We start from the raw sequence: 15295 nt of genomic DNA, 5'->3' as shown, positions 1-15295 counted from the left end.
CACCGCCCGGCACTTGTTCGAACTGAAAGGCAATCAGAACAACGCCCCCTGCGGGCTAGTCAGCCGCGCGAAACTGTCCCCGACAAAAGGCAGAACCCCGTCAGCGACAGGTTCCAGCTGCTTGACCAGATAATGCTCATAGTCGATCGTCGACCGCTTCTGTTCCATCCAGACGTCCATCGGCTCGGGCCCTGCGGTCGTCATCAGATAGCGGATCCACCCCCCATTGCGGTATTGCGCCCCCCGTCCCCGAGCAATATGAAACTCGTCAGCAATGCGCGCTGCACGCACATGGGGCGGCACGTTACGCTCGTATTCCTGGAGCGGCCGGCGCAGGCGCTTGCGGTAGACGAGCAAGTCATCAAAGTCCCCGCGCAAGGTAGAGGCCACGTACTCGCGCACATACTCCTCGTAGGGTTCGCGCCGGAAGATGCGGCCGTACAGGCCCTGCTGGAACTGCTGCGCCAGCGGCGTCCAGTCGGTGCGCACGGTCTCCAGGCCCTTGTACACGATTTCCTCGCCACCGCCGGGTGTGCCGGCCAGGCCGGCATAGCGCTTCTTGCTGCCTTCATCGGAGCCGCGCACGGTCGGCATCAGGAAGCGGCGGAAATGGGTGTCGATCTCCAGCTCGAGCGCACTCTCGAGCCCGAGCTCCTCCGCTAGGCGCGTGCGCCACCAGCCGTTGACGTGCTCGACCAGTTCGCGCCCGATGCGCAGCGCGTCATCGTCGGCGTGGGCCCCACCAAGCCACACGAAAGTCGAGTCCGTATCGCCATAGATGACCTGGTAGCCGCGCGCCTCGATCAGCGCGCGCGTGCGGTGCATGATCTCGTGGCCGCGCATGGTGATCGAGGACGCCAGCCGCGCGTCAAAAAAGCGGCAGCCGGTGGTGCCGAGCACGCCGTACATGGCATTCATGATGATCTTCAGCGCCTGCGACAGCGGCTGGTTCCCGGCGCGCTTGGCCGCCTCGCGGCCCTCCCACACGCGCGTGACGATGCCGGGCAGGCAGTGCTTGGTGCGCGAAAAGCGTGCGCCGCGAAAGCCCGGGACGGTGTCGGCTTCAGGCTCTTCCAGTCCCGTCACCAGTCCCACCGGATCGATCAGGAAGCTGCGGATGATCGACGGATAGAGGCTTTTGTAGTCGAGCACCAGCACAGAATCGTAGAGGCCGGAACGCGAGTCCATGACGAAGCCGCCCGGGCTGTCCGCACCGGGCACGTCGCCGATATTGGGCGCGACCCGGCCCAGGCGGTGCATCAGCGGAATGTAGGCGTGCTCGAACGCGGCGACCGATCCGCCGCTGCGGTCCGCCGCCAGGCCGGTGACGCTGGCGCGTTCCAGCAGGAAGGCCATCAGCTCGGTCTTCTCGAAAATGCGGGTGACCAGTTCGCAGTCCTTCAGGTTGTAGCGCGCCAGGGCCGGTTTGTCCTGCGCGAACATGCGGTCGATGGAGGCCATGCGGTCGTAGGGCTGGTCGATCGCCTTGCCCTCGCCCAGCAGGGTTTGTGACACGTTCTCCAGGCTGAACGAAGGAAAGCTCCAGGTGGCAGAGCGCAGCGCCTCGATGCCGTCGATGACCAGCCGGCCCGGCAGGCCGGCGAAATAGCGGGCTTCCCGCTCCGCGCTGGCCCTGGCATTGGTACGCCACTCCATCGATGCGCCGCCGCGGCCGATGCGCAGGGGATGGCGCAGGCGCTCGGCGTGTTCCTGCAGCACGCGCAGGTCGAAGTCGATCACGCTCCAGCCGATGATGGCGTCCGGATCGTGGCGCGTCATCCACGCTTCCAGCTTCTCCAGCAAGGCCAGGCGGGTGTCGCAATACTCCAGGTCGAAGTCGAGTCCGCTTGGGTCGCCATTCGGCGGCCCCAGCATGTACACCTGGCGCTGGCCGCAGCCTTCCAGGCCGATCGAGCGCAACTCGCCCTGCATGGTGGTTTCGATGTCGAGCGAAACGGTGCGCAGCCGCGGGCGGTAGCCGGGCGCCGGTTTCAACTGGGCGGAAAGCAGCAGCGCGGGGTCGCCAGGGGAGGGCGTGCCCGTGAACGCCACCGGCGCCATGATGAAGCGCTCCATCAGGTAGCGCTCGGGCGGACGGATGTCGGCCTCGTAGACGTCGATCCCGTGCTCGCGCAGGCGCTTTTCCAGCCGCAAGAGAAGGCGATAGTGGCGGCAGTACAGCCCGAGCACCAAGCGCCCGCGGAAGTCGGACAAGGTCAGCGGGCGCAGTTCGACACCGCGTTCCCGCTGCAACAGGCTTCGCACTGCCGCCTCCTGCTCGGCCGGGACGAAGGCGACCGCCTCCGCCACCGGCAGGCGCAGGCGGCATGGGCCGTCGTCGGTGGCGAGCCAGAACTCGACCTCGACGCCGCCCATCCCATCGTCGCCGTGCTTGTCGCCGTGCTTGCCGCCGTGCTTGCCGCCGTTGTTGCCGCCGTTGTTGCTGAAATCGCGCCAGTGGCGCGTCAGCAGGAAGCCTTGCCTCGCTGTGTCGCTCATGGATGTCAGATGATGCAAGGCGATGCGATCCACCGCGCAAAGGCGGCAGTGTATCAAATCCCCTGGAACGCCTGACAAGACCGTGCGACACACGCCAACAGATGAGCGGGCAGGCGAGCGGAAGGAACGCTGGTGCAAACCCGGGCCTGCGGCGTATTCCATCGCCTGTCCCGAGAACCGCCGGTCGTCAGGACGACGGGCGCCCCTTGGCCGGGCTTGCCGGTCCTCAGCCGGGCTCGCCGTCCCCGCTGTCCGGCGAAGCCGACTGTCGCGACATCCCTCCGGCGCGCGACTCGTGCTGTGCCGACACCGCCCGCACCGACGGGTGAACCGCGCCCTGCCGCAGCACCGACTGCGGCTGCGTGCCTACCCGCGAAATCGTCGACCGCCGCGTCCCCAGCGTAAAGTCGCTAGGCCGGTTCAAGCCCGTCGCCACCACGGTCACCCGCATCTCGTCCCCTAGCGAGTCGTCAAACACCGCGCCAAATTTGATGATCGCGTCCTCATTGGTCGAGGTACAAATCGCATTCATCACGGCCTTGGTTTCCCGCAGCTTCAGCGTTTCCTCGGATGCGGTGATATTGACCAGCACCCCGCGCGCCGCGCGCAGATTCGCGCCATCGAGCAGCGGACAGGCGATCGCCTCCGCGGCCGCCCTGGCGGCACGGTCCTCGCCAGCGTGCTGGGCCGTGCCCATCATCGCCATGCCGGTCTGGCGCATCACGGTGCGGACGTCCTCGAAATCGACGTTGACCAGGCCCGGCACGGCGATGATGTCGGCAATGCCGGTCACCGCCTTGCTGAGCACCTCGTCGGCGGCGGCGAAGGCCTGCTTTTGCGTGACATCGTCGCCCAGCACTTCCTCGAGGCGACTGTTGAGCACGATGATCAGCGAGTCGACGCAGCGTGCCAGCGTCGCAATGCCTTCCTCGGCCACGCGCATGCGGCGCGGACCTTCGAAATCAAAGGGCTTCGACACCACGCCGACAGTCAGGATGCCCAGCTCGCGCGCCACTTCCGCAACCACGGGCGCCGCGCCGGTGCCGGTGCCGCCGCCCATGCCGACCGTGATGAAGACCATGTCGGCGCCCTTGAGCGCGTCGGCGATGAGGGAGCGTTCGCGCGTGGCCGCTTCGCGTCCGATGGCCGGGTCGCTACCGGCACCCAGGCCGCTTTCGCCGAGCTGGATCCGCTTCTCGGTACGGGTGTTCGACAGGGCTTGCGCGTCCGTATTTGCGCAAATGAATTCGAAGGCGGGATGTTCGATCGATGCCATATGGTTGACGGCATTACCGCCGGCACCGCCGACACCGATGACTTTGATGATCGACGCCGAGTGGGGAATTTTTGATTCGGACAAGGAAAACTCCGGTTGAAGAAAGAGCGGAGGGCCAGCCGACTACCGGCTGTAACCCGGGCCGGCTGGTGCCGAGCCCGTTAGACTACTTGCTGAGGCGCGCACGATAAAGTGCGAAAACGTTTCAATCGAAACCATTTGTAAGAGCCCGTGCAATGTTTGCAAAAGGCAGGCAACGGATGACCGGCCGCGCCAGGCGCCGGCATGCAGGCCGCTACAGCCGCCCGCTGCTTGACAATCAAACCATCCCTGCCCACAATCGAACGACCGTTCGCTTTCCTTCCATGAGGGTTGCCATGATAAGTCCAGCCGCAGTCGCCCACCGTATCTGCCCCTTCTGCGAAGCCAGTTGCGGCCTCGAGCTGGACGTGGAGGAGGGCCGCGTCATCCGCATCCGCGGCGACCAGAACGACGTCTTTTCGAAAGGCTTCCTCTGCCCCAAGGCGATCGGCCTGAAAGACCTGCACGAGGACCCCGACCGCCTGCGCACGCCCCTCATCAAGCGCGATGGCCGTTTTATGGAAGCCAGCTGGGAAGAAGCCTATGCGGAAATCGCGCGGCGCCTGCCGCCGGTCATCGCCGCCGGCGGGCCGGATTCCGTCGCAACGGTGCTGGGCAACCCGACCTCGCACAAGATGAGCCTGATGCTCTACTTTCCGCGCCTGGCCAAGGCGCTGGGTACCCGCAACATGTTTTCGGCATCGAGCGTGGACCAGGTGCCGAAAATGTTGTCCGTCGGGCTAATGTTCGGCAGCTGGCTGTCGGTTCCCGTCCCCGATATCGAACGCTGCGATTTCCTGCTGATCCTCGGCGCCAACCCGATGGTATCGAACGGCAGCCTGTGGACCGTGCCTGATTTCCGCGGCAAGGCGAAAGCGCTGCGCGCGCGCGGCGGCAAGATGGTCGTGGTCGATCCGCGCCGTACCGAAACCGCCGCGGTGGCCGATGCCCACCATTTCATTCGCCCGGGCGCAGATGTCTTTTTCCTGCTCGGCATGGTGCAGGCACTCTTCGACGAAGGACTGGTACGCCCCGGCCGGCTGCTCGAGCACTGCAACGGGCTCGACGCGCTGGCTGCGGCGGTCAGGATTACACGCCCGAACGCGTGGCGCGCGCTGCGGCATCGACGCCGCCACCATCCGCAGCCTGGCCCGCACGCTCGCGACCACGCCACGCGCCGCGCTCTATGGCCGCATCGGCACCTGCACCCAGCAGTTCGGCACCCCTGTGCTCCTGGCTGATCGATGTGATCAACGTCCTGACCGGCCACCTCGACGAGGAGGGCGGCGCCATGTTTCCCAAGGCTGCGGCCTTCGCGGCCAATACGCGCGGTAAACCGGGCGTCGGACGCGGGGTCGTCAGCGGCCGGCATCGCTCGCGCGTCTCCGGCGCGGTCGAGGTGGCGGGCGAACTGCCGATCACCTGCCTGGCCGAGGAAATCGAGACGCCCGGCCCGGGGCAGATCAAGGCGCTGATCGCCATCGCCGGTAATCCGGTGCTCTCCAGCCCCAACGGCCCGCGCCTGGCCGCGGCGCTGGACAAGCTGGACTTCATGGTCAGCCTCGACATCTACCTGAACGAAACCTCGCGCCACGCCGACGTGATCCTGCCCGGACCATCGCCGCTGGAGGACGCGCACTACGACGTCACCTTCACCCAGTTCTCGCACCGTAACCACGCGCGCTACAGCCCGCAGGTAGTAGCGCGCCAGCACGGCCAGCCCGACGAGTGGGAAAGCCTGCTGCGCATTGCCGCGATCGCCAAAGGGATGGGTGCCGGGGCCGACATCGCGGCCCTGGATGACGCGCTGCTGGAACAGGAGCTGGACAAGGCCTTCGGTCCCGCCGCCGCGCAGGTGATGGCGGCGCTGGCGCCGAAGCGCGGCCCGGAGCGCCTGCTCGACCTGACCTGCGCACCGGCCCCTACGGCGACGGGTTCGGCCGGGTGCCTGGTGGGCTCACGCTGGAGAAAATCAGGCAGGCTCCGTCCGGCATCGACCTGGGACCGATGACCCCGCGCATTCCCGAAGCCTTGCGCACGCCGTCCGGCAAGATCGAACTCGCCCCGCCCATGCTGCTCGATGATTTGGCCCGGGTGGCGGCGGACCTGGCGGCGCCGGCGCCGGATCTCGTCATCATCGGCCGGCGCCAGCTGCGCTCGAACAACAGCTGGATGCACAACCTGCCCGTGCTGGCCAAGGGCGCCTACCGCTGCACGGCGCTCGTGCATCCGCTGGACGCCGCCCGGCTCGGCCTGGAGGATGGCGGCATGGCGCAGCTCCGCAACGGGGCGCGCCGGATCGAGGTGCAGGTCGAAGTGAGCGAGGAGATGATGCCCGGCGTGGTCAGCCTGCCGCATGGCTGGGGGCACGACCTGGAAGGCGTCAAGCTTGGCGTGGCGAGCGAACGGCCGGGTGTCAACCTGAACGCGCTGCTCGATGAGAACCTGCGCGACCCGCTATCGGGTAATGCGGTGCTGTCCGGCGTGGCGGTCGAGATGGCGCCGCTGGAAGCAGGCGGATTCGGGTCGACAGTGTAGTCAAGATCCTCATCGGAACGGTATGCCGGGCTGCTCGCGGCAGCTGGGTCGGTTGAGAAGGGCGCGCAACTCGCCGCCCCCTCGTTTCGTGCGGCCTAAGCGAGCAGGGCGGTCAGGCAACGCTCGGCCCTGTCCGACAGCACCAGTTCGACGGCCATCTGCGCCCGGGTCAGCGCCACGAACAGGCGGCGCCGCGCGGCGTCGTCGAGCTCGGCGAAGTCCATTTCGGTGACCACGACCGCCGGCGCGCTCTGGCCCTTGAAGCGCCATACCGATTCGACCAGCAGCTCGCCCTCGCTCCAGCGCGGTTCGCCGCTGGCGTCGTATTCGCCGGTGAAACGGCGCGTACGATGGGGACCGATGCAGGCCCGGTTCAGCAGTGCCGACTTTTCGCGGCCGCGGCCACAGACGACGGCGATGTCGGCGAGGGCGAAGCCGCGTGCCAGCAGCGCGGCCACCGCCTCCTCGGTCCGGGCCAGCACCTCCTCGTCGGACAGATAGGTCCGGATGCCCGGGAGCTCGCCGCGGTAGGGATTCAGCGCCCGGATCGGCGGGCGCACCAGGCCCAGCGCGTTGATCAGGTCGCAGATCACCTGCGGGCTGCGGAAGTTGTCGCTGCAGCCGATCGTGACCGCGTCGCCCAGGTCGAAGCTGTCCTGCCGGTACAGGCGCTGGGCTTCGTCTTCCAGTACGTACAGCCTGCCGTTGGGCCGCAGGCGGCTGCACAGGCTTTCCACCCAGCTCGCGTCGAAATCCTGGGCCTCGTCGATGATCAGGAGGTCCAGGCTTTGGGCGAAGCCGGCACTGGCGCCAACATAGTGCGCGGTCATGCGTTCGAACGCGCCTGGCGAAAAATCGGGATCGCCCTGGGTGCGCCGGTAATGCTCGACGCACAGCTCATGGAAGTTCACCACGTCGACCTTCGACGAGGCCAGATGGCGCACGTGGTCGGCCAGGCTGCGGTTGTAGCAGACGTAGCACGCGTTCAGCCGCTCGGCAGCGGCCGTCTCCAGCAGCTGCAGCGCGAGCTGGGTCTTGCCGGAACCGGCCGTCGCCTGGATACGGAAAACGCCGGAAGGCGAACCGATGCGGGGTACCCAGGTTGCGAGGCCATCGGATAGCCGCCGCACGGCGCCCTGCAACTGGTCGCGCAGGACCTCGAGGACGGGCGTGACCTGGAACTGGTTGAGCAGCAGGCGGCGCAAGGCCGCCCCGTCTGCCGTGCCCTGGATTGCGCCCATCCAGTCGCGGACAGTCGACACCATGTCGGCGTAGCGCGGTGCATCGATGATGCGCTCGCGCGGGATCGATGCCACCTGGCTGTCGCCGAGCGCATAGTCGGGCAGGACGAGGCAGCTCAGCATGGGGACATCGAGCCCGGCCTCGTGCAGCCGGTTCTGCATGGCGGTGCGCTGGAGGCGGCCCTGGCGCGCCACATCGCATTCGCCATCGCCGTACAGCTTGAATACCTCGCCGTTACGCAGGATGACGGGACCGGCCTTGACTTCGATGAGCAGCAGGCAGCCGCCCGGCGACAGGACGATGACATCGATCTCGCCGTAGCTGTCGCGCCCGCCGCGAAGCGTATGCAGGGCGATGTTGTGGAAGACCTCGAATCCGGCCGGCAAGTAGTCGCGCAGGCGCTCCAGCACCTCCAGCTCGCGGTAGCGTCCCGCATCCGTGCGCAGGGGAGGGAACAGAGCAGGTGAGAGAGTGGCCATGGGGCGAAAATAGTGATGAGGTTTCTCATTATCAACAATATTTTCCTGCTTGCACAGCGGCAGTTCGTCCCGATGTCTCCCTATTGCGACCCCGTTTGTCGCTTCGGCTGCGATGATCGAGCGTGTTGTCCGCCACGCCACAGCAAGCTTTGGCCGGCCTGCGGCGTGTAACGCTTATTTCCATGTTGAAATATTTTTGCTAGGATGCTGTCCACTTGATAAGCGAGACCGAATGAACCCAACTGACATGCGCGCGCTGCGGGCGCAATACGCTTATCCGCCTGGATGCCTGAAACCGACCACGCGCGAAGACGTGAAGGTGCACGTACTTGGCAACCGGCGCCTGCACGTGGAGGTGCCGGGCACCGCCGAATGGGCGCGGCCGGAGGTGCGCGCACGCCACTCGTCGGTCGCGCTGGACCGCTTCCATACCGGGCTGCTCCTGTCCGACGACGTCGAGGACCGCCTGCACGGACTGCTCTCCTGCGTCACCTGGGGCTTCGTCTCCGGCACCGACCTGCTGATCAAGCCGGAAAGGGCCTTTGGCAGGGCGGGCAGCCTGCTGAAGGGCGCGGGCTCGCGCCGGCCTCCCAGGACCCGGCCGAAGTCAGGTCCCTGCTCGCGACCGCGTGCCGGGCAGCGAGGAATGGCGACCTGGCCACGGCGACGCTGGCCTGCCTGCGCATCAAGTTCGTCGGCCCGGCCTTTGCGACGAAACTCGTCATGGCAATGCGTCCGGACATCGCTGCCGTGCTCGACTCGGTGATCAACGAGCGGCTGCGCGGCCACGCCGATCGGGAACTGGCAGCCATGCACGGACCGATGGCCAGCCTGAATTCCGCCATCGCCCGCGACCACTTCGTCGCCCGCTACCTGAAGTGGTGCGACTGGTGCATGCGCCAGGCACAGGCGGCAAACGCCCTGCAAGCAACCTGGCCCGACTGGGACGGCAGCGAGCACCCGTGGCGTGCGGTCGACGTGGAGCGTGCGTTCTTCGCCATGGGCCGCGCCGCCTGAATCTCCTGCCCGACCATCCCCACGCCGGGCAGTGCTTCGACCCGCCCGGCATCCGACCACCTCCTTTACACATGACGATGAAGCTTAACGATATCCGCGTTGCCTTACGCGAGATGGAAACCGGCAGTCACGCGCCCAAGCCCGTGATCGCCGCCTGCGGCCTGATGAACGCGGGCAAGAGCTATCTGCTGAACATGCTCACCATGCATCTCGAGCAGGAATTTTTCAGGACCGCCGACATTCGCGAGACGGCCGAGAACGCACACTTCGAATCGGACCGCTACACCTATCTCGATACGCCCGGGCTGGACGCGAACGCGCTGGACGACGAGGAGGCCTGGTCGGGCTTGAAACAGGCCGACGTCGTGCTGTTCGTGCACCAGCCGCAGGGGGAACTGGAAGCGGTGGAAGCCGATTTCCTTCGTACGCTTGCCGCCGCGCGCGGCAGCGATGCCGGGGCCAGCATCCTGGTGGTCCTGACCAAGGCCGACAAGGCAAGGCCGGACGACCTCGATGCCATCGAAGCGCGCATTCGCCGGCAATGTGCCGATGAGCTGGGCTTTGAGGCGCAGGTGTGGCGGGTGTCGGGCAAGCGTTACCGGACGGGCCTGCTCGAGGGCGAGCCCGCACTCGTTGCCGCGAGCGGCATGGACGCGCTCATCGCGCAGATAAGCACCGTTGCCGCCACGGTGCAGGCAATCCGGGCACGCAAGGCGCTTGCCGAGGCGCGGGCCTTGCTCGAGGAGGTAGCGCAGGCCGAACAGCGGACCGCGCTGCGCCGGCAAGGCTTGCGCAACGAGGTCGTCACGGCCTTCGCCGCCTTCAATGGCGAAGCCGGCCGGCTGCGCGCCTTTCTGGACGACGCCGCAACGCGATACACCCATATTTGATTGAGGAAGACATGCCTTTACCCTGGTTGATTGGTGCCGCCGTTCTCGGGCTTGGCGCCGCCATTGCCGCTGCCACCAGCAGCGATGACACGTCCGGCAGCAGCGCCGGCAGCAGCAGCGACGGCGAGGAACGCCGCCGAAAGGAAGCCGCGGCGGAGCAGGTCCGCAAGGACGAGCGCGTGAAGAAGCTGACGAAAGCACGCCTTCTGTTCGCCGAAGGAGGCGCGCAGGCCGGCCAGCGGCTGGCCGCCGCGCTTGAAGACTGGGTGGACCTCGGCGGCGAGCCCGTATTCGGGACAACGCTGACCGCGTCCGGTTATGCGAAGCGACCGGCCCGCGAGGTCGTACCGCATGAGCTGGGCGAGGTCTTCACAGAAACGTTCCCCCGGACCGATGGGGAGGTCGCCGAGATTCGGCGCCACCTCGATTTGTTCAATGATGTCTATGACGTGCGCTTGCGCGGGAATACCCGGCTTCACATGAGGCTGATGGCGATCCGGTCGGCCGACAGGGAATTGTCCGAACTTGCAGGGCTGAGGAAAAATCTGGAGCGGATTGTCCAGGAGAGGGCCGAGGCAGCCGCGAACATGGCGGAGGGCAGGGCATGAACGAGACCGTCCTGCGCACCGACCTGCTCGCGTCCTTCGAGAGCCTGCAAGCCCGTTTCGACGATTCGCTGAAACAGGCCAGGGCCCATGAAGCCGATTTCGATGCCCTGCGCCAGCGTTTCGCGGACGCGCTGTCGGCACGCCTGCGGGCGGCTGGCGAAGGTCTGCCGCCAGGTAGTCCGGTACGCGACCAGGTGCTCGGCTTCATCGACATGCTGGCCGCCACACAGGCCGAGTGGACGCTGAAAGTGGCCGGACGCAACAAGGGAATCGCCTTCCGCGCCCGCTACGAGGATTCGCTGCTCGTGTTCGTCAACGGCAAAGTCAAGTCGGGCAAGAGTTCGCTCGGCAATTACATGGCCTGGGGCGATACCGACCCCACGGAAGCGCTGAAGCAGGAGGTGCCCCCGGGCATGGTCCCGGAACATTTTTCGCACGCACAAACAAAAGTCGAGAGCGGTGACGCGGAGAATGAGGCAGCGTCGCGCCGCGAGTTCCGCGTGGGCGCGACCGAAGCGACGAGTTCGATCCAGGGCTTTTCCCTGCCTGGCCTGACCTGGGTCGATTCACCCGGCCTGCATTCGCTGAACCACGAGAACGGCGCGCTGGCACGAGCCTACGTCGAGCACGCCGATTTGATCCTGTACACGATGAAGTCCGACTCTCCCGGACGCAAGAGCGATATCGACGAGATCAGGTCACTGCTCAACCGGGACAAGAAGGTCCTGCTCCTGCTGACAGGCAGCGACGACAACGAGGATGTTCGCGACAAGGCAAGCGGCACCTGGGTGTCGCGCCTGGTCATGAAGTCTGCGCAGATCCGCGCGCGCCAGCGCGACTATGTCGCTTCGGAGCTGAAGTCGGCCTGCAGCGCCGAGGAGGCCATGCAGGTCGAGATCGTGTCGCTGTCGGCGCACTATGCCCAGCTGCACGCGAGCGACGTCGATGCCTTCGAAGATAGCGGCGTCGGCCACCTGTGCCGTACCCTGCACCGGATCGCACAATCGGAGGGGGTGCGCATGAAGCAGCGTACCCCGATGACCAACCTGCGCAACTTCCTGGCCGAATGCCGCGCCGGGCTGGAACCTTACCAAGGCTTGATCGGCGGTTTCAAGGCCCCGCTGCACGCCGCCAAAAGGCGCCTTGAACAGCAGCTCGGCGGCGCGGTGCACGCGGGCCAGCAGGAGCTGCAGCAGTTCATCGACGAATTCTTCGCGCAGCTCGAGTCCGACCGCGCCGACGCCAGCCGCGTCGGCGGGCAACTGGCCGATTTCGAACAGCGCCTGAACGCGCGCTACCAGGAGATCGCAACCCGGCAGCTGGCGGCAATGTTCGACGACATCATGGCCGGCTTCGCCGATGCCGTGCGCACCACTTACTCGGGGAGCGGCATGGTGAAGTTGCCGGGCTTCGAGCTGGCCACGATCACCGAAAAGATCGCGACCGTGAAGGGCGGCACGCGCACGCTCACGAGCCTGCTGGGCAGTATCGCGGGCGGGATCGCCGGCTTCTTCCTCGGCGGCGGCCCGCCCGGTGCCGCACTCGGCATGAGCCTGGGCGGGGGGCTGGGCGGTGCCAGCGGAAGCAGCGCTACGACCCAGTATCGGGAAGTGGAACTGACCGTCGGCGACAACCTGCAGGAAATCCGGCTGCAGGCGCTGCGCGCCAGCCAGCAGGCGCTCGACCGCCAGATGCGCCTGGCTTCCAGCGGGCTCTGGCAAACGATGGAAGAAGAAGTCGACGGCTTGCTGGCCGGCATGGCCGCGGAAATCGACCGTTTCGACAAAGACCTGCACACCCTGGTGCAGGCAACCGACGCAAGCGAGAAATGAATATGAGCATCAATCCGACCCAGTTGCTGCAGGCCTACGATCAAGCGCGGGCGTTTGTCGAGGCCGATCCGGCGATGGCCGCGGCGTTCAGCCCGATCGGCGAGGTATTCGAGGACAAGAAGAAGAGCGCGGATGCCGTCATCATGGTGTATGGCGTCTACAACGCCGGCAAGAGCACGCTCATCAACGCATTGCTGCAGCGCGAAATCGCGCCGGCCGACGACATTCCGCTGACCGACAAGGTCACTGCCTACGAATGGGGCAACTACAGCATCCTCGACACGCCTGGCGTGGACGCGCCCATCGCGCACGAAAACGTCACGCGGGCGCAAATGCTCAAGGCCGATGCGATCCTGTTCGTGGTCGATCCGCTCGGTACGGTCGAGGAAGCGAAGACCCTGGACGTGCTGCTGGAGATGCTGGAAGAGCGCAAGCAGGTCTTCCTTGTCTTTAACGACAAGAAGAATCTGGGCGACGCGGACTTCATCAAGCTCAAGGACCAGACCCGTGGCCACCTGCAGAAGATGGCCGCCGCCCGTGGACTGAACGACGTGCTGGGCGACATCCCGATTGCGAAGATCAATGCCAGGCGTGCCTTGCGCGGCTTTGTCGAGGGCGAGCCCGCCCTGGTGGAGCTGAGCGGTTTTCCCGCCTTCGAACGCCAGCTGACGGGCTTCCTGCAAAGCGTCGGGCTCGACGAGGTCTACGGCCGGCTGCAAGGACAGTTGGCCGGCTTCCTGCAGGAGTATGTCGCGCTGCTCGAGTCGCGTACGGACTCGGCCCTCGTCAAGAAGTACGACCGGCTGCTCGGCAGCATCGGCGCCCAGCAGTCGCGCGTGACCCAGGCCATGCGGCGCGAACTGGGACGCCAGCGCAGCCAGCTCGCCGACATGGCCAGGACCACCATGCGCACCGCTCCCGACGATTGCCAGGCCAGGATCGAGCAACTGATGATCAAGGCGGGCCAGGCTGTCAGCGACACCCTGCAGCACGAGCTGCAGCAGGTCGTGTCCTCGGTACAGGTCGAAATCGAGGAACTCGAAGCCGTGGTGCCGCGCATGCAGCACCAGGCTGGCTCGGTCGAAGTCCCGACGCTGGGCAAAGGCGACGGGGAAGGCGGGCAGGGGGGAACCCCTGCGCCGCTGCCGGCGGCATCGGCCATCGACATCAAGGGCGCCATGCAGCAGCTGGCGGGCATCACGAAGCCCGAGCACATCGTGAGCGGCCTGAAACTGGTCAAGGAGGTCGCGCCGTCGCTGATGAAGGGTATCGGCACCAGGACCATGGAGAAATGGGCTGGCTCGGTCGTCGGCAAGTGGCTGCCGTACGTGGGCATCGCGGTCTCGGTGGGCGAGGTGTTGTATGGCCTGTTCAGGGGCGATCCCGAAGAAGCCCGCCTGCGCCAGCAGCACGAGGAACAGCAGCGGGCCCGGGAGCGCGCCGTCCAGCAGATGGAAGACTTCGCCCGTGAACTCGGCGAAGGCTTCGAGACCTCGATGCAGGCGGGCGTGGACAAGGAAATCGGCGAATTCTTCGCCAACGTCAGTGCGCACGTCGAAAAGCTGCGCCAGGCCTTCAGCGAGGCGGACCAGGCAGCCAGCGCGCGGGTGCAGCAGCTGGTCGGGATTCTCCGCCTGGCCCTCGACGCGTGACGGGCGAACAGGTCCGCGAGCCGTTTCCATGCAACGGTCGCGGAAAATGCTGCCGTCGCGTGGACGGCAGCACGGAGACCGCCTGGCTCGATCGTGGTGACGGCACTTGCCGCCACTTCGACGAGCCCGGCAAGCGCTGCACCATCTACGCGCAGCGGCCGCTGGTGTGCCGCGTCGAGGCGTACTACGAGCAGCACCTGTCGGGGCAGGTCAGCTGGCCGGAATTCGTGCGGATCAATCTCGCTATCTGCGCCACGCTCTAGGGCTTGCCCCTGGCGCCGGCGCGCCGGCGTCCGGGCCGCTCGGCTCCGTGGCCCAAGAGGATGCGAACCGGGAGCATGGACTCCGGCCCAGGCATGCGACGAGCCACAGGTCACAGGAATTGTCTGCTTTTTGCACAGTCGCGCGTGCCAGGGGGCTGCTCCTGAAGGGCAACCTGATGTATGTCCAGAACGACTTGCAGGCCTCGCACGAGCTGGTGCGCGCGGCCGAGCGTCTGGGCCGTGCCCCGCGCGACGTCGGCCTGCGCTTCCAGCTCGGTGTCGCATCCGCCGAAGCCTATGGCGAGGAGGGCGATTTTCTACGTGCCCTCGCGGGCATGCAGGCAAGCCTGACCCTCGTACATGGCGCTCTACATGGCCAAGCCGCACGGCCGCAACCGTGCCTTCGGCCTGCGCAGTTTCAGCGGCAGCGGCGCTGTGCTCGCGGAGATCGAGCAGGACCTGGAGCTGGCCTGGCGCGATGGCGGCGTCGAGACGGACGTGGTGATGGTCGGTGCGCCGCGATAGGCGATGGGGTCGGTGTGAGTCGGAAGCGCATGGATCAGCAGAATTTTTCCAAGGCGCAGACCTGCTTGAGATCCTCGGTTTTGACCATGAACCACTGCTTGTGGCGGCCGTCGGGGTAGCAGAATTCCTCGTACGTGTACGCGTCGTATGCGACGCCGGCCGCCCTGAAGGACCCATTGTCGATGAGTACGACAGGCAGCTCCTTCGCCATGAAGAACTTGATCTGGCCTGCTTGGGCCTCGGTAATCGGGCGGCCCCTGGCGGCCAGCCACTCTTCTTTCGTTTGATCTTTGGGCTCGATGTAGCATCCCATGGTCAGGTTCCTTCAATCGTTGCAACTGCTTCGTCAGGCTGCGGGAAGGATATTATCCCTTGATGAAGTTATTTTTTAGA

The 15295-nt window shown here is 66.2% G+C and carries 14 protein-coding genes; 10 read left to right on the top strand and 4 right to left on the bottom strand.

Going from position 1 to position 15295, the window contains the following annotated elements; translation table 11 throughout:
• Nucleotides 1-33: 33 nt before the first annotated feature.
• Both G4G28_RS14055 and ftsZ read right to left on the bottom strand, forming a co-directional pair.
• A complete protein-coding gene (locus G4G28_RS14055) occupies nucleotides 34-2499 on the bottom strand; it encodes a DNA polymerase II (protein WP_183107498.1) in 2466 nt (821 codons plus the stop codon).
• Between the two features lie 226 nt (nucleotides 2500-2725).
• Nucleotides 2726-3859, bottom strand: coding sequence for a cell division protein FtsZ (gene ftsZ / locus G4G28_RS14050; RefSeq protein ID WP_183107497.1), 1134 nt, complete (start codon nucleotides 3857-3859; stop codon nucleotides 2726-2728).
• Nucleotides 3860-4152: 293 nt separating this feature from the next.
• On the opposite strand from ftsZ, the gene G4G28_RS26345 reads away from it, so the two are divergent.
• Genes G4G28_RS26345 through G4G28_RS26335 form a run of 3 tightly spaced genes read left to right on the top strand, consistent with a single transcriptional unit; the run spans nucleotide 4153 to nucleotide 6394 of the window.
• The gene (locus tag G4G28_RS26345; protein WP_229507637.1) at nucleotides 4153-5097 is read left to right on the top strand and encodes a molybdopterin-dependent oxidoreductase; all 945 of its coding nucleotides are present in this window, start codon (nucleotides 4153-4155) and stop codon (nucleotides 5095-5097) included.
• A 5-nt stretch (nucleotides 5098-5102) separates the two neighbouring features.
• Entirely contained in the window at nucleotides 5103-5867 is a 765-nt protein-coding gene (locus tag G4G28_RS26340) for a molybdopterin-dependent oxidoreductase (protein WP_229507636.1), read from the top strand.
• On the top strand, nucleotides 5864-6394 hold the full coding sequence (locus G4G28_RS26335) for a molybdopterin dinucleotide binding domain-containing protein (RefSeq protein WP_229425073.1): 531 nt from the start codon (nucleotides 5864-5866) through the stop codon (nucleotides 6392-6394). The genes G4G28_RS26340 and G4G28_RS26335 overlap by 4 nt, the downstream gene beginning before the upstream one ends.
• A 95-nt stretch (nucleotides 6395-6489) precedes the next feature.
• Here G4G28_RS26335 and G4G28_RS14040 read toward each other — a convergent pair whose 3' ends face one another.
• Nucleotides 6490-8115, bottom strand: coding sequence for an NERD domain-containing protein (locus G4G28_RS14040; protein ID WP_183107496.1), 1626 nt, complete (start codon nucleotides 8113-8115; stop codon nucleotides 6490-6492).
• 285 nt (nucleotides 8116-8400) lie between these two features.
• Between G4G28_RS14040 and G4G28_RS29265 the strand changes: the two genes are divergently transcribed.
• From G4G28_RS29265 to G4G28_RS14000, 7 genes are all read left to right on the top strand, one after another.
• A complete protein-coding gene (locus tag G4G28_RS29265; protein WP_374039732.1) occupies nucleotides 8401-9132 on the top strand; it encodes a hypothetical protein in 732 nt (243 codons plus the stop codon).
• Between the two features lie 143 nt (nucleotides 9133-9275).
• Entirely contained in the window at nucleotides 9276-10022 is a 747-nt protein-coding gene (locus G4G28_RS14025) for a GTPase (protein WP_182988736.1), read from the top strand.
• A gap of 11 nt (nucleotides 10023-10033) precedes the next feature.
• The gene (locus G4G28_RS14020) at nucleotides 10034-10630 is read left to right on the top strand and encodes a hypothetical protein (protein WP_182988735.1); all 597 of its coding nucleotides are present in this window, start codon (nucleotides 10034-10036) and stop codon (nucleotides 10628-10630) included.
• Nucleotides 10627-12462 carry a dynamin family protein gene (locus G4G28_RS14015; protein ID WP_182988734.1) on the top strand — a complete coding sequence of 612 codons (1836 nt, stop codon included), beginning with the start codon at nucleotides 10627-10629 and terminating at the stop codon, nucleotides 12460-12462. Before G4G28_RS14020 ends, G4G28_RS14015 begins: the two co-directional genes overlap by 4 nt.
• Nucleotides 12463-12464: 2 nt before the next feature.
• Nucleotides 12465-14114 carry a dynamin family protein gene (locus G4G28_RS14010; protein WP_182988733.1) on the top strand — a complete coding sequence of 550 codons (1650 nt, stop codon included), beginning with the start codon at nucleotides 12465-12467 and terminating at the stop codon, nucleotides 14112-14114.
• Nucleotides 14111-14377, top strand: a complete 267-nt coding sequence (locus G4G28_RS14005) for a YkgJ family cysteine cluster protein (protein WP_182988732.1) — start codon at nucleotides 14111-14113, stop codon at nucleotides 14375-14377. The genes G4G28_RS14010 and G4G28_RS14005 overlap by 4 nt, the downstream gene beginning before the upstream one ends.
• A 360-nt stretch (nucleotides 14378-14737) precedes the next feature.
• A complete protein-coding gene (locus tag G4G28_RS14000; RefSeq protein ID WP_182988731.1) occupies nucleotides 14738-14902 on the top strand; it encodes a hypothetical protein in 165 nt (54 codons plus the stop codon).
• 34 nt (nucleotides 14903-14936) lie between these two features.
• Here the strand turns inward: G4G28_RS14000 and G4G28_RS13995 are convergent, their stop codons facing one another.
• Complete coding sequence (locus G4G28_RS13995; protein ID WP_182988730.1) at nucleotides 14937-15215, bottom strand: hypothetical protein; 279 nt, start codon at nucleotides 15213-15215, stop codon at nucleotides 14937-14939.
• Nucleotides 15216-15295 lie beyond the last annotated feature (80 nt).

This window comes from Massilia sp. Dwa41.01b, from assembly GCF_014171775.1.
Lineage (GTDB): Bacteria > Pseudomonadota > Gammaproteobacteria > Burkholderiales > Burkholderiaceae_D > Telluria.
Note: the sequence above shows the minus strand (reverse complement) of the source record. Positions and strands in the feature narration are given on the sequence as shown.